Origin of the sequence: Paenibacillus turicensis, assembly GCF_050461185.1 — a bacterium.
Lineage (GTDB): Bacteria > Bacillota > Bacilli > Paenibacillales > Paenibacillaceae > Fontibacillus > Fontibacillus turicensis_A.
Genome location: NZ_JBCMOR010000011.1, coordinates 26,845 through 50,190 on the forward strand (window position 1 = coordinate 26,845; position 23,346 = coordinate 50,190).

The window sequence follows — 23,346 nt, forward strand, 5'->3', positions numbered from 1 at the left end:
AAGAAATAATTATTTTACCGTTTCTTTTACTGTAACGAAGCTGTTTTTAGGTCCAGGAATTGCACCTTTAACTAATAAAACATTACGTTCAGCATCTACACGGATAACTTCAAGACGTTGTACAGTTACCGTTTCATGACCCATGTGTCCTGGAAGGTGTTTACCTTTTGGTACACGGTTCGCTTGGATAGAACCCATTGAACCAGGTCTACGGTGATAACGAGAACCATGAGACATTGGTCCACGACTTTGACCCCAACGTTTAATATTACCTTGGAACCCTTTACCTTTAGAAACTCCAGTTACGTCAACAAATTCGCCTTCAGCAAAAACATCTACTTTGACCTCTTGGCCAACTTCATATCCTGCCAAATCAATACCACGAATTTCGCGAACGTAGCGCTTAGGTGTGGTGTTAGCTTTTTTAGCATGACCAACTTCAGCTTTAGTTGCTCTTTTTTCTTTCTTCTCAGAGTAACCAATTTGAATCGCTTCGTAACCATCGTTTTCGACATCTTTCTTTTGAAGAACAACGTTGGAACCAGCTTCAATTACAGTAACAGGAATTACAATGCCTTCTGGAGTGAAGACTTGAGTCATTCCTAGTTTTTTCCCTAAGATACCTTTCATGTTGACACCTCTTTTCCTTTGCTGATACTTGCATTTAAAATATTACAGTTTAATTTCAATATCTACACCGGACGGTAGGTCCAAGCGCATCAAGGCATCCACAGTTTGTGGAGTCGGATTAACAATGTCGATTAGACGTTTGTGCGTCCGTTGTTCGAATTGTTCCCGAGAGTCCTTGTACTTGTGTACCGCACGAAGAATTGTAATAATTTGTTTCTCAGTTGGTAACGGAATTGGTCCGGATACACCTGCACCAGAACGTTTTGCCGTTTCAACAATTTTCTCTGCGGATTGATCAAGAATTCTGTGGTCGTAAGCTTTCAAACGAATACGAATTTTTTGCTTTGCCATTTTTATTCCCTCCTTCTATCGCCCAATTTATTATCGGACATACTCCGTGAAAATTTTCCAACCACTCTCCCATGGCAAAGGGGCCGGGTGTGTCGGTAACCTCTCACATCATCGCAACGTCACAGAACAACATTAATTATTATAATGAATAGGCGGAATAATTGCAACTAAAATATGAAAATATTTTTGAAATAAATGAAAAGAAGCGGATATTGCTCCAAATGGAGCTAATCCGCTTCTTATTATAAGAAGACTTAAGAGAAGTCTTATCTTATTTTTCGATGCTAACAACCGCACCTGATCCAACTGTACGTCCACCTTCACGAATAGAGAAACGAGTTCCCTCTTCGATCGCGATTGGAGCAATCAATTGAATTGTAACTGCGATGTTATCACCAGGCATAACCATTTCAGTACCTTCTGGCAAGTTAATGATACCAGTAACGTCAGTTGTACGGAAATAGAATTGTGGACGGTAACCAGTGAAGAAAGGTTTGTGACGTCCGCCTTCTTCTTTAGTCAATACGTATACTTGAGCAGTGAACTCAGTGTGCGGATTAACAGAAGCTGGTTTAGCCAATACTTGACCACGTTCAATTTGAGTACGGTCAACACCACGAAGCAATGCACCAATGTTGTCTCCAGCTTCAGCGGAATCCAACAACTTACGGAACATTTCAACGCCAGTTACAACGGATTTCTTAGTTTCTTCATGGATACCCACGATTTCAACTTCGTCTCCGACTTTAACTGTACCACGCTCTACACGACCAGTAGCAACTGTACCACGACCAGTGATTGAGAATACATCCTCAACTGGCATCAAGAAAGGTTTGTCAGTTGGACGTTCTGGAAGAGGGATGTACTCGTCGATAGTTTCGAACATTTCAACGATTCTCTTAGCCCATTCGCCATCAGGGTTTTGAAGAGCTTCACGAGCAGAACCACGAGTGATTGGAGTGTCATCACCAGGGAATTCATATTCGTTAAGAAGGTCGCGAACTTCCATTTCAACCAATTCCAACAACTCTTCGTCTTCAACCATATCACATTTGTTCAAGAATACTACGATGTAAGGAACACCTACGTTACGAGACAACAAGATGTGCTCACGAGTTTGTGGCATTGGGCCGTCAGCAGCGGATACTACCAAGATAGCTCCGTCCATTTGAGCAGCACCAGTGATCATGTTTTTAACATAGTCGGCGTGTCCTGGGCAGTCAACGTGTGCATAGTGACGGTTAGGAGTTTCATATTCTACGTGAGAAGTAGAGATAGTGATACCACGTTCTCTTTCTTCTGGCGCTTTATCGATTTGATCGAATGCGATAGCAGCACCGCCATAAGTTTTAGACAATACAGTAGTGATTGCTGCAGTCAATGTAGTTTTACCATGGTCAACGTGACCGATTGTACCGATGTTAACATGCGGTTTTGTACGTTCGTATTTAGCCTTTGCCATTTTAAACAATTCCTCCTTAAATTAGGAAATAATATTTAAGCCAATTAGAAGAGCAACTATAATATATAGAAGTCTTCTAACTAGCAATTAAACACTTACTTAATTAATTACTCACCTTTGATTTTGGAAACAATTTCTTCGGAGATGCTTCTTGGTACTTCTTCATAATGAGAAAGTTCCATTGAGAACACACCGCGACCTTGTGTACCAGAACGAAGTGTAGTTGAATAACCGAACATTTCAGAGAGAGGTACTTTAGCACGGATGATTTGAGCACCACCACGAGAATCCATACCTTCAATACGTCCACGACGGGAGTTCAACATACCCATGATATCACCCATGTACTCTTCAGGTGCAGTAACTTCTACCTTCATGATTGGCTCAAGAAGGCAAGCTCCACATTTGTCCTTAGCAGCTTTGAGCGCCATGGAACCAGCAATTTTAAACGCCATTTCACTGGAGTCAACATCATGGTAAGAACCATCAACGATGGTAGCTTTAACGTCCACGAGTGGGAATCCTGCAAGAACACCATTTTTCATTGCTTCTTCGATACCTTGTTGTGCTGGCCCAATATATTCTCTAGGAACAGAACCACCGACAATTTTGCTATCGAATTGGTTACCAGTACCTGGTTCAAGAGGTTCAAATTCAACCCAAACGTGACCATATTGACCACGACCACCAGATTGGCGAACAAATTTACCTTCAACGCGTGCAGGCACCTTGAATGTTTCACGGTAAGCAACTTGTGGTTTACCCACGTTAGTGTCTACCTTGAATTCACGACGCATACGGTCGATGATGATATCAAGGTGAAGTTCACCCATACCAGCCAAAATAGTTTGTCCAGTTTCTTCGTCAGTATGAGCACGAAGTGTAGGGTCTTCTTCTGTTAATTTACCAAGCGCAACAGACATTTTGTCTTGGTCCGCTTTAGTTTTAGGTTCAACAGCGATCTCGATAACTGGATCAGGGAAGTTCATGGATTCAAGAATAACTGGAGCCTTCTCATCACATAGTGTATCACCTGTTCCTGTATCTTTCAAACCTACTGCTGCCGCAATATCACCAGCGTAAACTTCAGTGATTTCTTGACGGCTGTTCGCATGCATTTGAAGGATACGACCGATACGTTCGCGTTTGTTTTTTGTAGCATTCAATACGTAAGAACCGGATTGAAGAACACCGGAATATACGCGGAAGAATGTTAGTTTACCAACATAAGGGTCTGTCATGATTTTAAATGCCAAAGCAGCGAATGGCTCTTCATCAGAAGAGTGCTTCTCTACTTCAGTACCATCTTCCAAGTGACCTTGGATGCTTGCTACGTCTGTAGGAGCTGGCAAGTAATCAATAACCGCGTCCAACATAAGTTGAACCCCTTTGTTACGGTAAGAAGATCCACAGATTACAGGGAAGATCTTAACTTCAACAACACCTTTACGAAGTGCTGCTTTTAGTTCAGCGACAGTGATTTCTTCTCCTTCGAGATATTTCATTGTCAATTCTTCATCAAGTTCTGCAACCTTTTCTACTAATTCATTACGAAGTTCTTCAACTTGCGCAGCAAATTCAGCAGGCACTTCTGTTTCTTCGATGTTTTGTCCTAAATCATCTTTGTACATATATGCTTTTTGTTCAACGATGTCAATGATTCCTAAGAAATCATTTTCAGCACCGATTGGCAATTGAATCGCTACAGCATTTGCTTGTAGACGCTCACGCATATCTTTTACAACGTTTAGGTAGTCAGCACCGATAATATCCATTTTGTTGACGTATGCAATACGAGGTACATGATACTTATCAGCCTGTCTCCATACAGTTTCAGACTGAGGTTCAACGCCCTCTTTTGCACTAAATACGCCTACTGCCCCGTCCAACACACGCAAGGAACGTTCAACTTCAACAGTGAAGTCAACGTGCCCTGGGGTATCAATGATATTAACGCGGTGACCCTTCCAAGCAGCCGTAGTAGCAGCGGATGTAATTGTGATTCCGCGCTCTTGCTCTTGCTCCATCCAGTCCATTGTAGCAGCACCCTCGTGAACCTCACCGATTTTGTGCGTACGACCTGTATAGAACAAAATACGTTCTGTGGTAGTAGTCTTACCAGCATCAATGTGCGCCATGATACCGATGTTACGTGTATTATTCAAGGAAAACTCTCTAGCCATAAATAAAGTCTCCCTTCGAAATAATTCTTATGGAATTAAGCTGAATCCTACCAACGATAGTGTGCAAACGCTTTGTTTGCTTCAGCCATTTTGTGCGTATCTTCACGTTTCTTAACAGAAGCACCAGTGTTATTGGATGCATCGATAATCTCAGCAGCCAAACGTTCTTCCATTGTTTTCTCTCCACGAGAACGTGAATAGTTAACCAACCAACGTAAGCCTAGTGCTGTACGTCTTTCAGGTTTAACTTCGATCGGCACTTGGTAGTTCGCACCACCAACACGACGTGCTTTAACTTCCAATACAGGCATAATGTTCTTGATTGCAGTTTCAAACACTTCCATCGGATCATTACCCGTACGTTCTTGAATCAATTTAAATGCATTATAAAGGATGCTTTGTGCAACACCGCGTTTACCATCAAGCATAATGCGGTTGATCAAGCGAGTAACAAGTTTGCTGTTATACACCGGATCAGGCAATACGTCTCTTTTTGTAACAGGACCTTTGCGTGGCATTGTTATCCCCCTTTCAGTAATAGTTCATTTTGTTAAGATTTTATATCTTATGATTTTTTAGCTTTTGGACGTTTAGCACCGTATTTAGAACGAGCTTGCATACGGTTGTTAACTCCAGCAGTATCTAAAGCTCCGCGTACGATATGGTAACGTACCCCTGGAAGGTCCTTTACACGACCTCCGCGAATCAATACAACACTGTGCTCTTGAAGGTTATGACCGATACCTGGAATGTAAGCAGTCACCTCTACACGGTTCGTCAAACGAACACGAGCATATTTACGAAGTGCTGAGTTCGGTTTCTTAGGAGTCATAGTACCTACACGTGTACATACTCCACGTTTTTGCGGAGATTTCAATTCAGTTGCTTCACGTTTAAGAGCGTTAAACCCTCTTTGCAAAGCTGGTGATTTGGATTTGTACACTTTATCCTGGCGTCCCTTGCGCACTAATTGGTTAATAGTTGGCATGTTGTTGCCACCCCCTTCCTCAATAGTTAAAACTTATTTTACGTTCTTTACTTCAAGCCCACAGACCCAGGCGGTTCATAAAAGAACAAATGAAAAGTCTTTATCAAAGGCTCACCTTTAATAAAAACATTTTTCTCTACGGTGTTACAATACTAACCATCGCAGCGCCTACTTGTATCCCGCAAGCTTTACCGAGATTAGCCATTGTATCTACATAAGTAATCTTTATCGATTTCTCATGACACAGTGCAATGATCTTGGATGTAATTCGCGGATCTGCATCTTCAGCTATATAAACTTCTTTCGCCTGTCCTAAAGCAATCGCACGTAGCGTTTGTTTAGCACCGACTTTGACATGAGCATCCTGTAAAGCTTTTTCATTAGACATACGATACGTCCTCCAAAGTACAGGGATTTCTCTACCTTCTCACGCACTATGACATAGTATCACTTTTAACTTAGGCATGTCAAGCAAATTTTCCTTTATAAAGGAACAAATTTTCCGAAAAATACCCAAGCTGTAATATGCTCTTTAAAAGGAGTGAGGGAACAAGCCACAATAAGTAATAATAAACGGCAGCATTTCCCTATTCCAAGGAGGATGCTGCCGCATTATTATCTATTAATCAACTGAAACTGGCTCTAAACCTTCTTCAGTTGTCTCATCTTGTTCTGGCTCTTCAAACTGAATGCTACGATAACGATTCATACCTGTTCCGGCAGGAATCAGCTTACCGATAATAACATTTTCTTTCAAGCCGAGCAACTTATCGACTTTACCTTTAATTGCTGCATCTGTAAGGACACGAGTTGTTTCTTGGAATGATGCTGCAGACAAGAATGAGTCTGTTTCCAAGGAAGCTTTCGTAATACCAAGCAATACAGGTTTAGCAACTGCTGGTTCGCGATCTGAAAGAATTGCTTCTTTATTTGCTCTTTCATATTCGTATAGGTCAACAAATGAACCTGGCAAGAGAGTAGTATCGCCCGCATCAACAATACGGATTTTACGCAACATTTGTCTTACCATAACTTCAATGTGTTTATCATTAATTTCTACACCTTGGTTACGATATACACGTTGAACCTCTTGAAGAATATAGTTTTGTACTCCACGAATCCCTTTGATACGCAAAATTTCTTTTGGATCAATTGAACCGTCTGTTAGTTCGTCCCCAGCTTCAATCTCTTGGCCTTCGCTAACACGTAGACGTGAACCATAAGTAACAGAGTAAACCTTAGTTTCAGCTTCACCTTGTACTTCAACCTCACGACGATCTTTTGCTTCGCGAATTTCTTTTACGACACCATCGATTTCAGAGATAGTCGCTTGACCTTTCGGGTTACGAGCTTCAAACATTTCGACGATACGCGGCAAACCTTGGGTAATATCGTCACCCGCAACACCACCGGTATGGAACGTACGCATTGTAAGCTGTGTTCCTGGTTCACCGATAGATTGTGCAGCGATAATCCCAACTGCTTCCCCAATCTCAACATGTTTACCTGTTGCAAGGTTACGACCGTAACATTTTTTGCAGACACCATGACGAGCACGGCAGCTAAGTACGGAACGAATTTGCAATTTGGCTACGCCAGCATTCACGATAGCATGAGCCTTATCAGAATCAATCAGCTCATTACGTTGAACGATAATTTCACCTGTTTCAGGATGCTTCACTCTTTCGAATGAATAACGTCCTTCAATACGATCGTACAAGCCCTCGATTACTTCCTTACCGTCTTGAATAACCTCAACTGTAAAGCCTTTATCTGTTCCGCAATCCTCTTCACGCACAATTACATCTTGCGCTACGTCTACGAGACGACGAGTCAAGTAACCTGAGTCAGCGGTACGAAGTGCAGTATCCGCCAAACCTTTACGCGCACCGTGCGTAGATAAGAAGTATTCCAATACAGTCAGACCTTCACGGAAGTTAGACTTGATCGGCAACTCAATGATACGACCTGATGGGTTCGCCATCAATCCACGCATACCACCAAGCTGAGTAATCTGAGATTTGTTACCCCGTGCTTTGGAGTCTACCATCAGCATGATGGAGTTGTAGCGATCCATGGATTTCATCAAAACATCAGTAATTTGATCCTTTGTCTTAGACCAGATTGCGATAACACGGTCATAACGTTCTTCATTAGTAATCAAACCACGACGATATTGGTTCGTAACCACTCTAACCTTCTCATCAGACTCATGAAGAATACCTTGTTTTTCGTCTGGTACGATAACATCAGATACCGCAATACTTACACCAGCACGTGTGGAATAAGTGAAGCCGGTTTGTTTGATTCTATCAAGGATAACTGAAGTTTCAGTTGTATGATAAATTTCAAAGCAACGTCCGATAATTTCACCTAAATACTCTTTCCCTACACCGCCCATTTGTGGAACAGCGTCCATACGTTCAGCAATATTCGCACCCTTTTCATGGATGAAATAATGATCTGGTGTACCATAGAACAAGTTTGCTCTTGTAGGTTCATTAATGTATGGGAATGTTTCAGGGAAAATATCATTAAAGATCAATTTACCGATTGTTGTTACTAACATTGATTCTTGTTGTTCAGGTGTAAAGCCTGTTTTGTTCACAGCTTTAGCAGGAATTGCTACACGTGCATGAAGAGATGCTACGCCACGTTGGTATGCAGAAAATGCTTCATGAACTGTACGCAAAATCAAACCAGAACCTTTAGCTTCTTTATTGTCCATCGTCAAGTAGTAAGAACCAAGGACCATATCCTGTGAAGGCGTAACAACCGGTTTACCATCCTTAGGGTTAAGAATGTTACCTGATGCCAACATCAAAATACGTGCTTCAGCTTGTGCTTCCGCAGATAAAGGTACGTGAACCGCCATTTGGTCACCATCAAAGTCAGCGTTATACGCTGTACATACTAATGGGTGAAGACGAATCGCTTTTCCTTCAACAAGAATAGGTTCGAACGCTTGAATACCCAAACGGTGAAGTGTAGGTGCACGGTTAAGCAATACTGGGTGTTCCTTAATTACTTCTTCCAGTACATCCCATACTTCTGGGCTAACACGTTCAACTTTACGTTTTGCACTCTTAATGTTGTGTGCTAAACCTTTATTTACAAGCTCTTTCATAACGAAAGGCTTAAACAATTCTAGTGCCATATCCTTTGGCAAACCACATTGGTACATTTTCAAGTAAGGACCTACAACGATAACGGAACGACCAGAATAGTCAACACGTTTACCTAGTAAGTTCTGACGGAAACGACCTTGTTTACCTTTTAGCATGTGGCTAAGTGATTTTAACGGACGGTTACCCGGCCCTGTTACAGGACGACCACGACGACCGTTATCAATCAAAGCATCCACTGCTTCTTGAAGCATACGTTTTTCGTTTTGAACGATAATGTCAGGTGCACCTAGATCAAGCAATCTTTTCAGACGGTTATTACGGTTAATAACACGACGGTATAGATCATTTAAGTCAGAGGTTGCAAAACGACCACCATCCAATTGAACCATCGGACGAAGCTCTGGCGGAATGACTGGGAGTACATCAAGAATCATCCATTCAGGCTCATTACCTGAGTTGCGGAATGCCTCAATAACTTCCAATCTCTTAATTGCGCGATTACGACGTTGCCCTTGAGCTGTGCGCAGTTCTTCCTTTAAGAATTCCAATTCTTTTTCAACATCGATATCTTGAAGCAATTTTTTCACTGCTTCCGCACCCATGCCTGCTTGGAATCCATAACCATATTTTTCACGGTAGCTACGGTATTCTTTCTCAGAAAGAAGTTGCTTCTTCTCAAGCGGAGTTTCACCTGGATCAGTTACTACATAAGAAGCAAAGTAAATGATCTCTTCGAGCGAACGTGGTGACATGTCAAGTGCCAACCCCATCCGGCTAGGAATACCTTTGAAATACCAAATATGTGACACAGGAGCTGCAAGCTCAATATGCCCCATACGTTCACGACGAACTTTTGCTCTTGTAACTTCTACTCCGCATCGGTCACAGACTACACCTTTGTAACGAACACGTTTGTATTTACCGCAATGACATTCCCAGTCTTTTGTTGGTCCAAAAATTTTCTCGCAGAATAAACCTTCTTTTTCGGGTTTAAGCGTACGATAGTTAATCGTTTCTGGCTTTTTAACCTCTCCGCGGGACCACGAACGAATCTTATCTGGGGAAGCAAGCCCAATTTTCATAAACTCGAAGTTGTTGACGTCCAACAAGGAGCACCCCTCCTTAACCAAGTCCTGATATTAAAACATTTATACAAAGCATTAAAAAACTCTAATCTATGAACAATATCAGGAAGCCTTCTATACGATAGAAAGCTTCCTAAATATGTTATTCCGCGCCAACCTCTGCACCTTCAAGGTTTAGACTAAGCTTATCTCCAGCCACGTCATCCTCATCATCAATTTCCTTCATCTCGATCTCTTGCTCATCTTCGCTCAAGATTTTAACATCAAGTCCTAAGCTTTGAAGTTCTTTGATTAATACCTTAAAGGATTCAGGCACACCAGGCTCTGGTACATTTTCACCCTTCACAATCGATTCATACGTTTTCACCCGACCAACAACGTCATCGGATTTAACAGTAAGGATTTCTTGTAGAGTATAAGCTGCACCATAAGCTTCAAGTGCCCACACTTCCATCTCCCCAAAGCGCTGACCACCAAATTGAGCTTTACCTCCAAGTGGCTGTTGCGTAACGAGTGAGTAAGGACCAGTGGAACGAGCATGGATTTTATCATCAACCATGTGCGCCAACTTGATCATGTGCATGACACCAACGGTAACTTCACGTTCAAACGCATCACCTGTACGGCCATCGTAAAGAATCGTTTTACCGTTACGTTGCATACCTGCTTCTTCCATCGTGTCAAATACGTCGTATTCATTCGCACCATCAAATACAGGTGTTGCTACATGAATACCAAGACGAAGAGCAGCCATACCAAGGTGGACTTCCAATACCTGACCGATGTTCATACGTGATGGAACCCCTAGTGGGTTAAGTACAACCTGTACAGGTGTACCATCTGGCATAAATGGCATGTCTTCTTCAGGTAAAATACGAGCAACTACCCCTTTATTACCGTGACGTCCTGCCATTTTATCCCCTTCGGAGATTTTACGTTTTTGAGCGATATATACACGTACCAATTGGTTAACGCCTGGTGGCAGTTCATCGCCATTTTCACGTGTAAATACCTTAACATCAACAACGATACCATCTGTACCATGTGGCACACGTAATGAAGTATCACGTACTTCACGAGCTTTTTCACCAAAAATCGCATGAAGTAGACGTTCTTCAGCAGTTAATTCAGTTACACCCTTAGGTGTTACTTTACCTACTAAGATGTCACCAGCCGCAATCTCAGCACCGATACGGATAATACCACGCTCATCCAAGTTGCGAAGCGCCTCTTCACCAACGTTAGGAATATCACGAGTAATTTCCTCAGGTCCAAGCTTCGTGTCACGAGCTTCGGATTCATATTCTTCAATGTGAATAGATGTATACACATCTTCCTTCACTAGCTTTTCACTAAGAAGAATCGCATCCTCATAGTTATAACCTTCCCAAGTCATAAAGGCTACAACCACGTTACGTCCAAGTGCTAATTCTCCCATTTCAGTGGAAGGACCGTCAGCCAAAATATCACCTTTTTTAATGACTTGACCACGTTTAACAATTGGGCGTTGGTTGATGCATGTTCCTTGGTTAGAACGCATGAATTTATGCAATTTATGTTTAACAAGGTCGCCTTTAACTTCCTTGCCATCAATAACTTCTACACGACGCAACCAAATTTCATTAGCTGCTGAACGTTCAATAATTCCATCATATTTGGATACAATACATACACCTGAGTCTTTTGCTGCTTTATGCTCCATCCCAGTACCAACAAGTGGTGCCTTCGGAATAAGCAATGGAACAGCCTGACGTTGCATGTTGGATCCCATGAGCGCACGGTTAGAGTCATCGTTTTCCAAGAACGGGATAAGCGCTGTTGCAACAGACACAACCTGTTTTGGCGATACGTCCATATAATCCACACGATCACTAGGCATCGTCAAAATGTTATCAGATTGTTTGTTGTAACGAACGATAACGTTCTCGTCTTGGAAAGAACCATCTTCATTAAGAATTGCGTTCGCCTGAGCGATGATGTAGTTATCTTCTTCATCCGCAGTTACATAAGAGATTTGGTCAGTTACTTTCGCTGTCTTCGGATCTACCCAACGATATGGCGCTTCAATAAATCCATATTCGTTAATACGAGCAAATGTAGACAAGGAGTTAATCAAACCGATGTTCGGACCTTCCGGCGTCTCGATTGGACACATACGACCATAGTGAGAGTGGTGAACGTCACGAACTTCAAAGCCCGCACGCTCCCGCGTCAAACCACCAGGTCCCAATGCAGATAAACGACGTTTGTGCGTAAGCTCTGCAAGAGGGTTTGTCTGATCCATAAACTGAGACAACTGAGAGCTACCAAAGAACTCTTTAATGGATGCAATTACAGGACGAATATTAATCAACGCTTGTGGCGTAATAATATTAGCATCTTGAATTGACATTCTTTCACGAACAACACGTTCCATACGAGACAAACCAATTCTAAATTGGTTTTGTAGCAATTCACCAACTGAACGCAAACGACGGTTACCTAAGTGGTCAATATCGTCTGTGCTACCAATACCATGTAGCAAGTTCAAGAAGTAACTGATCGAGGAAATGATATCAGCAGGGGTAATATGCTTCACCGCTTTATCAATGTTGCAGTTTGCAATGACCTTAACTACTTTACCATCCTCAATTGGTGAGAACACATCAACAGTTTGCAAAGGCACATCAGCAACATCCAATACACCGTTAGCAACGTGATAGTTTTTAAAGCCTACGCCATTTTCCAAATAAGGTAAAATCTCATCCAACAAACGACGGTCTACCATTTGGCCTGCTTCAGCAATAATTTCACCTGTCGTTGTATCAATCAAGCTTTCTGCAAGACGTTGATTGAACAAACGATTTTTAATATGAAGCTTTTTGTTTACTTTGTAACGTCCAACATTCGCTAAGTCATAACGCTTAGGATCAAAGAATCTTGCAACTAGCAAGCTCTTCGCATTATCAAGTGTTGGCGGCTCACCAGGACGAAGACGTTCATAGATTTCAATCAAAGCCTTCTCTGTTGAATCCGTGTTATCCTTATCTAAGGTGTTGCGAATATATTCATCGTTTCCGAGCAAGTCCAGAATTTCTGCATCTGTACCAAATCCAAGTGCACGCAGCAACACAGTTACTGGAATTTTACGAGTGCGATCAATACGAACATATACAATGTCCTTCGCATCAGTTTCAAGCTCCAACCATGCTCCACGGTTTGGAATTACAGTAGCAGTGTACGTTTTTTTAGCATTCTTATCGACCTTGGTACTGAAATAGACGCTAGGAGAGCGCACCAACTGGCTGACAATAACTCGCTCCGCACCATTAATAATGAAGGTGCCGGTTTCCGTCATCAACGGGAAATCTCCCATAAATACTTCTTGCTCTTTAACTTCGCCGGTTTCTTTATTAATGAGCCGGACTTTGACCCGAAGCGGTGCTGCATAAGTTACGTCGCGTTCTTTCGCGTCGTCCACTGTATACTTTGGTTCGCCTAGGCTGTAATCGATAAATTCCAAAATTAAGTTACCTGTAAAGTCCTGAATCGGCGAAATGTCCTGAAACATCTCCCGAAGTCCTTCATCCAAAAACCACTCATATGATTTCTGTTGGATTTCAATCAGGTTTGGAATTTCGAGTACCTCGTTAATTCGCGCATAACTTCGCCGAGTGCGTCGACCATATTGAACAAGATGTCCTGCCAACTTTAACTCACCCCTCATGTCTACTCACTAAAAATTTATTGCGAACTCGTGTTTGTACCTATATAATAGGTTCAAGACGGTTGCTTCCACAAATAAAGAAAAGCCCTTATCGAATACGATCGAAAAAAGAGCACCATTATCTGTGTTTTCCTGCCTGATGTCTTCGTATTCACTAGATTTACCCAAAATGTTTTTATTATACGTCAAACGATACAATTTTATCCATCATCTACGTAAACTCTTGACATTTCAGTCAACTAAAGCTACGAAGGCCATCCTAATACTGACATTTTATAAGAATATCATATTCATTAACAATAGTCAATATTTATTTCTATTATTTATAATCAATTACATCTTGTATAACTAACACTTTATTTTATTGCTTTAAAAATTCGATACCCTTTGTCCTTCGTAATTTCTTCAACAACCCCAAACAATTCCTCAAGCTTTGCTTTTGCTGATGGTGCACCTTGTTTCTTCTGGATAACAATCCACAATGCCCCACCTTGCTTTAATCTATCATATGCTCCTTCAAATATAGCATGTACAACTGCTTTTCCTGCACGTATAGGTGGATTAGTTAATACCACATCAAATTTTGGCCCCTCTGTTAAAGCAGCAAATAAATCACTTTCCAAAATAGTTACATTACTTATTCCATTAGCAATAGCATTTTCCTTGGCTAGTTCAATCGCTCTACCGTTTACATCAATCATCGTCACATGTCCGTTGGTAGCCTTCTTCGCAGCAATCAATCCAATGGGACCATATCCACAGCCAACATCAAGCACTTCATCCTGATCTTGAATTTGCATAGCTTCAATTAAAACCTTACTACCATAGTCCACACCATTTTTTGAAAAAACTCCTGCATCACTATTTAAAGTTAAAGTATGACCACCTATGGTAACAGCTAATGATTTACGCTGATGAGGCGTACTGGGATTAGAAGTATAATAATGATCTGACATTTTCCTCTCCTTTCTCCTAAAAAGCATCATTATACAACAAACCCCTTGAAACAAGTTCAAGGGGTTTATCTGAAAAATTAGAAAGTGAAATTACTTCACTTCTACAGTTGCGCCTGCTTCTTCTAATTTTGCTTTTACAGCTTCTGCATCTTCTTTGCTTACTTTTTCTTTCAATGGTTTTGGAGCGTTGTCTACCAAGTCTTTTGCTTCTTTCAAGCCAAGACCAGTGATTTCGCGAACCACTTTGATAACGTTGATTTTGGAAGCACCAGCGTTAGTCAAGATTACGTCGAATTCGGATTGCTCAGCAGCTGCTTCACCAGCACCGCCACCTGCTACAACTACTGGAGCTGCTGCAGTAACGCCAAATTCCTCTTCGATTGCTTTTACAAGATCGTTTAATTCAAGAACTGTCATGCCTTTAATTTCTTCTAAGATAGATTCTTTACTCATGGTTGAACCTCCATATATATTAGTTTATTAGTTTAAATTACACTGCGTAAAGTTTTACGCGCTTGCTTCTTCTTTGTCTGCAACAGCTTTGACTGCCAAAGCGAAGTTGCGAACTGGAGCTTGAAGTACGCTGAGTAGCATGGATAGCAAACCTTCGCGTGATGGCAATGCAGCAAGTGCATTGATTTGGTCTACGCCAACTACTTGGCCTTCAACCACGCCACCTTTAATTTCAAGTGCGTCGTTTTTCTTAGCGAAGTCACTAAGAATTTTAGCAGGTGCTACTGCATCTTCTTTACTGAATGCAATTGCTGTAGGACCAGTTAAAACTGAATCCAATTCAGAAAGTTCTGCAGCCGCTGTAGCACGACGAACGAGTGAGTTTTTCAATACTTGGAATTCGATTCCAGCTTCACGAAGCTGTTTACGCAATTCCGTTACTTGAGCAACGTTAAGTCCACGATAATCAGCAACAACAGTGGTTACACTTTCGCGTAATTTAGCTGTAACTACATCAACCGCTTCTTGTTTCGCTTGAATTACTTTTGCGTTTGCCAAACTTGTACACCTCCTGATAGATTTTCCGGGCCATTTCCATTAAAAAAGCCTCCGCAGAATGTACGAAGGCTTGATGATCATCATGTGCAGAAGTCCTGCATGAAAGATTCTATCATAACACCTCGGCAGGAAATTAAGCCTATGATGGCACCTACTGTCTACGGTAAGCATATTCAAATTTATATCCCACGTTAAAAACAACTATTACAGAATAACAATAAACAATATTATTGTCAAGCAATCTATTATATATAAAAGATTAATTATCTGTAAGAAGCAGTGTTAACACGAGCACTTGGTCCCATCGTCGAAGAAATTGCGATGTTTTTCAAGTAAACACCCTTAGCAGCAGCTGGTTTAGCACGATTTAAAGCATCAATAAGAGCTTTAAGGTTATCGTTCAATTGCTCAGCAGTAAAGGAAACTTTACCGATTGGCGCATGAATTTGACCAGCTTTGTCAAGACGGTACTCAATTTTACCCGCTTTAATTTCTTGGACAGCTTTAGCAACGTCAAACGTTACTGTGCCTGCTTTAGGGTTAGGCATTAAACCTTTACCACCAAGCAAACGTCCCAATTTACCAACTTCGCTCATCATATCCGGTGTTGCTACGCAGACATCGAATTCGAACCAGCCTTGTTGGATTTTGTTAATCATGTCTTGGTCGCCAACGTAATCTGCACCAGCAGCTTCCGCTTCTTTGATCTTCTCACCTTTAGCAAATACCAATACACGTTGTGTTTTACCAGTACCGTGTGGCAATACTACTACGCCACGAACAGCTTGGTCTTGTTTACGAGGGTCTACACCCAAACGAACTGCAGCTTCAACGGTTTCGTCGAACTTTGCAGTCGCAGCTTTCTTCACAAGCTCAACAGCTTCTGAAGGCTCATATGTTGCTTCGCTATCAATCAGCTTAGAAGCTTCAAGATATTTTTTACCATGTTTAGCCATGTTATTTCCTCCTGTGTGGTCTTAGCGGAAAATCCTCCCACCTAAGGCCTGATTGTTTAACTGACAACCAGCAAGTTCCAACCAGCCAGTCCCAAGATTAGTCTTGGATTGTAATGCCCATGCTACGAGCAGTACCTTCAACCATACGCATAGCTGCTTCAACAGAAGCTGCGTTTAGGTCAGGCATTTTTTGCTCAGCGATTTGACGAACAACGTCGCGATTAACTGTAGCAACTTTTTTCTTGTTTGGTTCACCAGATCCTTTCTCGATCTTCGCAGCAACACGAAGGAGAACGGCAGCCGGAGGAGTTTTAGTAATGAAGGTAAAAGAACGATCTTCAAATACTGAAATTTCAACCGGAATGATTAAACCAGCCTGATCGGCAGTACGCGCATTAAACTCTTTACAGAATGCCATGATGTTGACACCTGCTTGACCCAATGCTGGACCTACCGGAGGCGCAGGGTTTGCTTTACCTGCAGGAATTTGCAATTTAACAACTTTAATTACTTTCTTCGCCATGTAAGACACCTCCTTGCACTAGTAGTGGTTAACGGACCGAAATCCTCCCACTTTAAAACCCAAGAAACCTAAATTTTCTCCACTTGGTTGTAATCCAACTCAACTGGGGTTTCTCGTCCAAACATATTAACGATAACTCTTAGCTTACTTTTGTCGACCAATATTTCTTCTATTGCGCCTACAAAATTAGCAAACGGACCAACTTTGATACGCACGGATTCGTTAATTTCAAACTCAACAACCGGCTTCGGCTCATCCATACCCATGTGCTGAAGAATTTGTTCCACTTCTTCTGGCAACAATGCAGTAGGTTTAGAACCTGCCCCTGTAGAGCCAACAAAACCCGTAACTCCTGGTGTATTGCGTACAACATACCAAGAATCATCAGTCTGAACCATTTCCACCAAGACATATCCAGGGTAAACTTTGCGCATAACAGTTTTCTTCTTGCCGTCTTTGTTTACCACTTCTTCTTCCATAGGAACAAGAACGCGGAATATCTTGTCTTCCATGCCCATAGACTCAACGCGTTTCTCCAAATTGGCTTTGACCTTGTTCTCATACCCTGAGTAGGTATGAACGACGTACCATCTTTTTTCCATATCAAGCCACCTAAGGACCCTTCTTAAATTATCCGTTCGATTACAGCGGAAATACCGATGTCAAGAACCCAAAAGTAAATGGTAACAACCAGAATAGTACCAACTACAACTAAAGTGTAATTCGTCAATTCTTTACGATTAGGCCAGCGAACCTTTTTAAGCTCAGCCCAGCTTTCGGAGAAAAAAGAAAACAACGACTTGAAACCTCGTTTCATGCGCACTTACACCTCCAAAGACTATCTGGTTTCGCGATGAGGAACTTGCTCGTTACAGAACTTGCAAAATTTCTTCATCTCCATGCGGTCGGGGTGGTTACGCTTGTTTTTAGTTGTCGTGTAGTTTCTTTGTTTGCAGTTCGTACAAGCCAACGTAATGATTACCCGCATGATGTGCACCTCCCGAAGACATTCTACACATTAGAGATGTCTCTATATTGACCTAATTAACTATAAATTAGGCCTACCTAAAACACTTTATCATAACGGCATACATTGTGTCAACGAGACTTGATGCTTTGCCAGATTCGCTATACATCAGTATAACACATTTAATTACAGGATAAACCTTATTCTTTCATCCTTCGAGTATGCTTCCTCTTACAGCCTCTAGGGAATAACAAAACCGAAGGAAAATAGCTCCTTCGGTTTCATAATAATATTTTACTTAAATTCCCATATCGCGCACTTCTAAGTAACGCTCTAATTTCCGTTTTACTCGTTGTAGAGCATTATCGATTGACTTCACATGACGTTTGAGATCTACAGCGATTTCTTGATAGGAACGACCGTCCAGATATAACATTAACACCTTACGTTCTAGATCACTTAAAATCTCAGTCATTTTATATTCTAATCCTGAGAACTCTTCCTGATTAATGATCAACTCTTCAGGATCACATACTTGAGAGCCACAAATGATATCTAACAACGTGCGATCTGAATCTTCATCATAAATTGGTTTATCAAGAGACACATAAGAATTCAGAGGAATATGTTTTTGTCTTGTTGCGGTTTTAATCGCAGTGATGATCTGACGTGTTATACATAGTTCCGCAAACCCTTTAAATGAAGAAAACTTGTCTCCACGAAAGTCACGAATCGATTTATATAGCCCAATCATTCCTTCTTGGATAATATCTTCACGATCAGCACCAATTAGGAAATAAGATCTAGCCTTGGCACGCACAAAACTTCGATACTTATTAATTAAGTATTCTAAAGCCTCGCTATCCCCAGCTCGAACCGCTTCGACAATCTCTTCATCACTTCGAACCTCATAATCATAACATATCCATTTTTCGAGGTTGACACTCACTACAAATCCCTCCGGTTGCAACGCACAGTGCCCGTCACCTAGATCAAGTAAAGTAATACGAACAGTATATATGACTAGGCATACTAGCGTCAACAACAAAAGTACCAAAAGATGTAAAGTCGAACTTTGTCAAGGGCAATTGGGAGGATATCGACGGTTTATACTTTTATTCCCTTCTCCAACGCTCAAAGCGTTCTCTAACTTCAGGACTAAGCTTATTATCAAGTGTATTACGCTTAGATTCCAAGCTTCGATTAGTAATTTTTTTTTGCACTTCTTTCTCACTGTTCTCGACATTTATTAGCAATTCTCGCGCGGACAATCTTAAGGCGCCTTGGCCAAATATGACATGTTGCTCTACCAAATCACTCGTTGCAACATAGATTTGTCTACCTCTTACAGCTAGATCACCTACTAAACGTTCAATGCATTCATCTGCGGTTTCTTTCTCTTTTGTAAAGTATACCTCAACTTGATTTTGCAAAAATGCTTTTCCTAATCCAGGGACACGGTAAGCATCAAACACCACAATAATTCGCAGACCTGCATAGGCCTGATAATCTGCTAAACGTTCTAGGAGCTTATCACGTGCTTCCTGCAGGCTAATTTTTGATAATTCGGATAGCTCAGCCCAACCACCGATCATATTGTAGCCATCTACGAGCAGCACATCGCGCTTCTGGCGCATGTAATTATCCTTCTATACTGCGTCTGCGAAGCACTTCATACATCACTACACCAGCCGCAACAGAAGCATTTAACGAATTGAGTTTCCCCGCCATTGGTAACTTAAGCAGCACATCACATTTTTGCGAAATCAAACGACCCATGCCTTTATTTTCATTACCAATAACGATCCCCACTGCTCCATTTAAAACGTCAGCCTCACGATCGTAGATTTCCCCTTTAGCTGCAACGTCTGTACCTACAATCCATACCCCCGCTTCCTTCAGGTCATCGATACACTGAGCCAAATTTGTCACTCTAGCCACGGGAACATATTCTACCGCACCTGCAGAGGTTTTGGACACTGTTGCAGTAATACTTGCAGACCTACGCTTGGGAATAATTACTCCATGAACACCTGTACATTCTGCGGTTCGAAGAATAGAACCTAAATTATGAGGATCCTCGATCTCATCTAAAATAAGGAGAAAAGGCGGTTCATTTTTTTCCTTGGCTCTGCCGAGTAACTCATCCACCTCCACATACGCATAGGGTGCCGCTTGGGCAACAATACCTTGATGCTGAAGACCAGGTACAAGTTGATCAAGTTTACGTTTGTCTACTGTCTGTATGACAATGCCTTGTTTTTTAGACTCCGCCAAAATAGGGGCTGTTAAATGCTTTTGTGCTCCCTCAGCTACCCAAATTTTATTAATCGTTCGCCCTGCTCTTAACGCTTCAAGCACTGAATGCTTGCCACCAATCCATTCTTGTTCATCCATCACGTTCACCTATTCACCGTAACCTACGCTTACGATGTTCCTCTCCTACTTTTTAGTTGTAACGCTAATTGTCTTTAGTTTTCCTTTTGATCTATCCGTTCAAGGCCAAGCGCTATCAATGCTCTCATGCGATCATGCCGGCCCATAAAATACAAATACCCTATTAAGCTTTCTAACGCAGTGGCATAGCGGTAATCAGAAACATTCGCATTTTTGGGGATTGTACCCGACTTCGCATTACGCCCCTGTCTAACGATATTTTTTTCATCATCAACTAAATCTTGTTCAATGCTAACTAACACCTGCGCTTGTGCCTTGGCTGACACATACTTAGTGGATTGCAAATGCATATGATGTGGACGTAGGTTCGGCTTAGACAACACATATTGTCGAACTGCCACCTCATACACAGCATCTCCAATATACGCCAAAGCTAATGGCGGCATAAGATTAGGTTTTTTAGCAGGCAACTGAGGGAACCAGAGCTTACTCTTCTCAGAAGTCTGCTCACCTTGCGTTTCTTGATTTTGTGGCATATCTACATTTTCACCCTGTTCATTACTCATTTCCTGCGCCATCTCATTCCTTGGGCTGTATCCTCGAGCACAATTCCTTGTGCTGCCAATAAGTCACGGATTTCATCTGCTCGTGCCCAGTTTTTAGATGTTCTAGCTTCTACTCGTTCAGCAATAAGCGCCTCAATTTCCTCATCTAAAATCCCTTGCTCCTTAGCATCAGCAATACGTAGTACACTGTTCATTTCATTAAACAATGTCTCCGCTGCCTGTAAATCAGCCAAGCTTACTTCGTTTTGCTGTAGCAATACATTAACCTCGCCAACCCATTCAAACATCACTGTGATTGCATCTGGAGTGTTGAAATCATCCTGCATTTTCTCATGAAAGTTATGGTGAATCGCATTCAACTTCTCTTGCCAGCTAGGTGTAACCTCAGCTACATTTGACTCCGTCATACCAATACGGTGACGTAGGTTAGTGATCGCTAGATTTAAACGTTCTACACTACGTTCTGCTTGCTCCATCACCTCATCGGAGAAGTTAGAGGCATTGCGATAATAGGTAGATAACATAAAATAACGTATTGCTTCACGCGAATAATTCGCTCTTAAATTTTTAATTAATACCCCGTTTCCGAGTGATTTCGACATTTTTTCGCCATCAAAGTTTATAAATCCATTGTGCATCCAATAGTTCGCTAATGGCTTGTTGGTTAAAGCGGTAGATTGGGCGCATTCACATTCATGGTGTGGGAACTTTAAATCCTGGCCTCCTCCATGAATATCAATCGTATCACCTAATAAGTGTCTAGACATAGCAGAGCATTCAATATGCCAGCCAGGGCGACCTGCTCCCCATGGACTTTCCCAAGCAATTTCTTCCGGCTTCGCTGCTTTCCATAATACAAAATCCTCTGGGTTTTCCTTGCGCTCATCTACTTCTACTCGAATACCAAATTGAAGTTCATCCATCTTTTGACCTGACAACTGTCCGTATTGCTCATATTTGCTTGTTCTAAAAAATACATCGCCACCGTTTTCATAGGCATATCCCTTTTGTTCTAGCTCAGCAATAAAGTCAATAATAAGCGGCATGTACTGTGTAACACGCGGATTAGATGACGCCATCGGGATGCCTAGACCAGCTAAATCGTCAAAGTAAGCTTGAATAAACGTTTCAGCCACTTCATTCACGGTTGTTCCCATCTCATTTGCTTTACGAATTAGCTTGTCGTCTACATCTGTAAAATTTACAACATAATTAACCTCATAATTTTGGTTCTCCAAATAGTTACGAACGATATCAAAGAAAATCATTGGTCTTGCATTCCCAATATGCAAATAACCATAAACGGTAGGTCCGCAAACGTACATTTTCACCTTACCTGGCTGTTGACTCACAAACTCCTCTTTTTTCCTTGTTAATGTGTTATAAATAGATATACTCATATCCACAATCCTTTCTTGAATTAAATCATTAAATCCAGTGTTGAATTTTCTCAACTCAAGCTTACTCATCAGATTTATTTTCAGTATCTAGCTTTTCTTTTAGGGTAGAGACCTCTTGCTTTAACTCCTTAATTTCCTGCTCCATCATTTGCATCACATCAACAACAGGGTCAGGGAGCTGATGGTTTAAGCGATCTAACCGTTTTCCACCTAAACGTACTACCTTGCCTGGAATGCCAACCACTGTACTTCCATCTGGAACTTCTCTAAGCACTACTGAATTAGCACCAATATTACATTGATCCCCCACCTTGAAGGAGCCTAAAATTTTTGCACCAGAGCCGATAACTACATTATTACCAATTGTCGGGTGACGTTTTCCTTTTTCTTTGCCACTTCCGCCTAATGTAACCCCTTGATAAATAACGACATCGTCACCAATTTCACAGGTTTCCCCGATAACAACCCCCATACCGTGATCGATAAAGAGCCTCTTTCCGATTCGCGCCCCAGGATGAATTTCAATTCCCGTAAAAAAACGGTTCATTTGCGAAATGATACGTGCTAGTGTAAACCAGCCTCGATTATAAAAAGTATGAGCGATACGGTGACTCCATATGGCATGTAGGCCTGAATAAGTAAAGATAACCTCAAACCGACTTCTTGCCGCAGGATCATTGTCAAACACCGCCCTAACGTCCGATTTGATTGTATCAAACATATTGCCCCTCCTCCATCGCTTGCCATTTCGTTGTTGTCAACCTTTAACTATCTATAGTGATGAGTATAAAAAAACGCCCCTGCAGCTTTTGGCTGCAGAGACGTAGTTACGCGGTTCCACTCTGCTTGGATAATGACGATCATTAGATCTAATCATCTAATACCGTACCCATCATCCCATCTTACATGCCGTAACGTGGACATTCTACGTCGAGATCTACCCGTATTTATAACATACGCTCAATCCCGCTGCTCCCGAATGCATTTCAGCCTGCTTCCATATGGATAACTTCCACCCCAAGCAAATTATTTTGCTT

Annotated in this window: 23 protein-coding genes and 1 other annotated feature; all 23 genes read right to left on the reverse strand. The window is 41.6% G+C overall.

Features of this window, described 5'->3' with window-relative positions; genetic code table 11:
* Positions 1 to 9: 9 nt before the first annotated feature.
* The 23 genes from rplC to cysE all read right to left on the reverse strand — a co-directional run bounded on the left by rplC (position 10) and on the right by cysE (position 23,030).
* A complete protein-coding gene (gene rplC / locus ABE099_RS15985; RefSeq protein WP_430032097.1) occupies positions 10 to 630 on the reverse strand; it encodes a 50S ribosomal protein L3 in 621 nt (206 codons plus the stop codon).
* Between the two features lie 42 nt (positions 631 to 672).
* Entirely contained in the window at positions 673 to 981 is a 309-nt protein-coding gene (gene rpsJ, locus ABE099_RS15990; protein ID WP_017692074.1) for a 30S ribosomal protein S10, read from the reverse strand.
* Positions 982 to 1,252: 271 nt separating this feature from the next.
* Entirely contained in the window at positions 1,253 to 2,443 is a 1,191-nt protein-coding gene (gene tuf, locus ABE099_RS15995; RefSeq protein WP_210091018.1) for an elongation factor Tu, read from the reverse strand.
* A gap of 107 nt (positions 2,444 to 2,550) precedes the next feature.
* Positions 2,551 to 4,626, reverse strand: a complete 2,076-nt coding sequence (gene fusA, locus ABE099_RS16000; protein WP_430032098.1) for an elongation factor G — start codon at positions 4,624 to 4,626, stop codon at positions 2,551 to 2,553.
* 47 nt (positions 4,627 to 4,673) lie between these two features.
* The gene (gene rpsG / locus ABE099_RS16005) at positions 4,674 to 5,144 is read right to left on the reverse strand and encodes a 30S ribosomal protein S7 (RefSeq protein WP_210091020.1); all 471 of its coding nucleotides are present in this window, start codon (positions 5,142 to 5,144) and stop codon (positions 4,674 to 4,676) included.
* A gap of 47 nt (positions 5,145 to 5,191) precedes the next feature.
* A complete protein-coding gene (gene rpsL, locus ABE099_RS16010) occupies positions 5,192 to 5,614 on the reverse strand; it encodes a 30S ribosomal protein S12 (RefSeq protein ID WP_210091021.1) in 423 nt (140 codons plus the stop codon).
* A gap of 136 nt (positions 5,615 to 5,750) precedes the next feature.
* Positions 5,751 to 6,002, reverse strand: a complete 252-nt coding sequence (locus tag ABE099_RS16015) for a ribosomal L7Ae/L30e/S12e/Gadd45 family protein (protein WP_210091022.1) — start codon at positions 6,000 to 6,002, stop codon at positions 5,751 to 5,753.
* Between the two features lie 234 nt (positions 6,003 to 6,236).
* Positions 6,237 to 9,851 carry a DNA-directed RNA polymerase subunit beta' gene (gene rpoC, locus ABE099_RS16020; RefSeq protein WP_430032099.1) on the reverse strand — a complete coding sequence of 1,205 codons (3,615 nt, stop codon included), beginning with the start codon at positions 9,849 to 9,851 and terminating at the stop codon, positions 6,237 to 6,239.
* Between the two features lie 118 nt (positions 9,852 to 9,969).
* Positions 9,970 to 13,515, reverse strand: a complete 3,546-nt coding sequence (gene rpoB, locus ABE099_RS16025) for a DNA-directed RNA polymerase subunit beta (RefSeq protein WP_430032100.1) — start codon at positions 13,513 to 13,515, stop codon at positions 9,970 to 9,972.
* A 374-nt stretch (positions 13,516 to 13,889) separates the two neighbouring features.
* Entirely contained in the window at positions 13,890 to 14,489 is a 600-nt protein-coding gene (locus ABE099_RS16030; RefSeq protein WP_430032101.1) for a class I SAM-dependent methyltransferase, read from the reverse strand.
* A gap of 90 nt (positions 14,490 to 14,579) precedes the next feature.
* On the reverse strand, positions 14,580 to 14,942 hold the full coding sequence (gene rplL, locus ABE099_RS16035; RefSeq protein WP_210091026.1) for a 50S ribosomal protein L7/L12: 363 nt from the start codon (positions 14,940 to 14,942) through the stop codon (positions 14,580 to 14,582).
* A 54-nt stretch (positions 14,943 to 14,996) separates the two neighbouring features.
* Entirely contained in the window at positions 14,997 to 15,500 is a 504-nt protein-coding gene (gene rplJ / locus ABE099_RS16040; RefSeq protein ID WP_210091027.1) for a 50S ribosomal protein L10, read from the reverse strand.
* Between the two features lie 32 nt (positions 15,501 to 15,532).
* Positions 15,533 to 15,682, reverse strand: a sequence feature (ribosomal protein L10 leader region).
* A gap of 81 nt (positions 15,683 to 15,763) precedes the next feature.
* Positions 15,764 to 16,456, reverse strand: coding sequence for a 50S ribosomal protein L1 (rplA, locus tag ABE099_RS16045; RefSeq protein ID WP_430032102.1), 693 nt, complete (start codon positions 16,454 to 16,456; stop codon positions 15,764 to 15,766).
* 97 nt (positions 16,457 to 16,553) lie between these two features.
* On the reverse strand, positions 16,554 to 16,979 hold the full coding sequence (gene rplK, locus ABE099_RS16050) for a 50S ribosomal protein L11 (RefSeq protein ID WP_210091029.1): 426 nt from the start codon (positions 16,977 to 16,979) through the stop codon (positions 16,554 to 16,556).
* A gap of 68 nt (positions 16,980 to 17,047) precedes the next feature.
* Positions 17,048 to 17,581, reverse strand: a complete 534-nt coding sequence (gene nusG, locus ABE099_RS16055) for a transcription termination/antitermination protein NusG (RefSeq protein WP_210091030.1) — start codon at positions 17,579 to 17,581, stop codon at positions 17,048 to 17,050.
* 23 nt (positions 17,582 to 17,604) lie between these two features.
* Positions 17,605 to 17,796: a preprotein translocase subunit SecE gene (gene secE, locus ABE099_RS16060; RefSeq protein ID WP_210091031.1), complete on the reverse strand. Its 192-nt coding sequence runs from the start codon at positions 17,794 to 17,796 to the stop codon at positions 17,605 to 17,607.
* A gap of 21 nt (positions 17,797 to 17,817) precedes the next feature.
* Complete coding sequence (gene rpmG, locus ABE099_RS16065; protein ID WP_071784256.1) at positions 17,818 to 17,967, reverse strand: 50S ribosomal protein L33; 150 nt, start codon at positions 17,965 to 17,967, stop codon at positions 17,818 to 17,820.
* Positions 17,968 to 18,244: 277 nt separating this feature from the next.
* Positions 18,245 to 18,895: an RNA polymerase sporulation sigma factor SigH gene (gene sigH, locus ABE099_RS16070; protein WP_210091032.1), complete on the reverse strand. Its 651-nt coding sequence runs from the start codon at positions 18,893 to 18,895 to the stop codon at positions 18,245 to 18,247.
* A 166-nt stretch (positions 18,896 to 19,061) separates the two neighbouring features.
* Positions 19,062 to 19,583 (reverse strand): NYN domain-containing protein, encoded by a 522-nt coding sequence (locus tag ABE099_RS16075; protein WP_430032103.1) that lies wholly within the window; start codon positions 19,581 to 19,583, stop codon positions 19,062 to 19,064.
* 4 nt (positions 19,584 to 19,587) lie between these two features.
* Positions 19,588 to 20,343: a 23S rRNA (guanosine(2251)-2'-O)-methyltransferase RlmB gene (rlmB, locus tag ABE099_RS16080; protein ID WP_430032117.1), complete on the reverse strand. Its 756-nt coding sequence runs from the start codon at positions 20,341 to 20,343 to the stop codon at positions 19,588 to 19,590.
* Positions 20,344 to 20,417: 74 nt separating this feature from the next.
* Positions 20,418 to 20,879 carry a Mini-ribonuclease 3 gene (locus tag ABE099_RS16085; protein ID WP_430032118.1) on the reverse strand — a complete coding sequence of 154 codons (462 nt, stop codon included), beginning with the start codon at positions 20,877 to 20,879 and terminating at the stop codon, positions 20,418 to 20,420.
* A gap of 26 nt (positions 20,880 to 20,905) precedes the next feature.
* Positions 20,906 to 22,309 carry a cysteine--tRNA ligase gene (gene cysS, locus ABE099_RS16090; RefSeq protein ID WP_430032119.1) on the reverse strand — a complete coding sequence of 468 codons (1,404 nt, stop codon included), beginning with the start codon at positions 22,307 to 22,309 and terminating at the stop codon, positions 20,906 to 20,908.
* A 61-nt stretch (positions 22,310 to 22,370) separates the two neighbouring features.
* Positions 22,371 to 23,030: a serine O-acetyltransferase gene (cysE, locus tag ABE099_RS16095; protein ID WP_430032104.1), complete on the reverse strand. Its 660-nt coding sequence runs from the start codon at positions 23,028 to 23,030 to the stop codon at positions 22,371 to 22,373.
* Positions 23,031 to 23,346 lie beyond the last annotated feature (316 nt).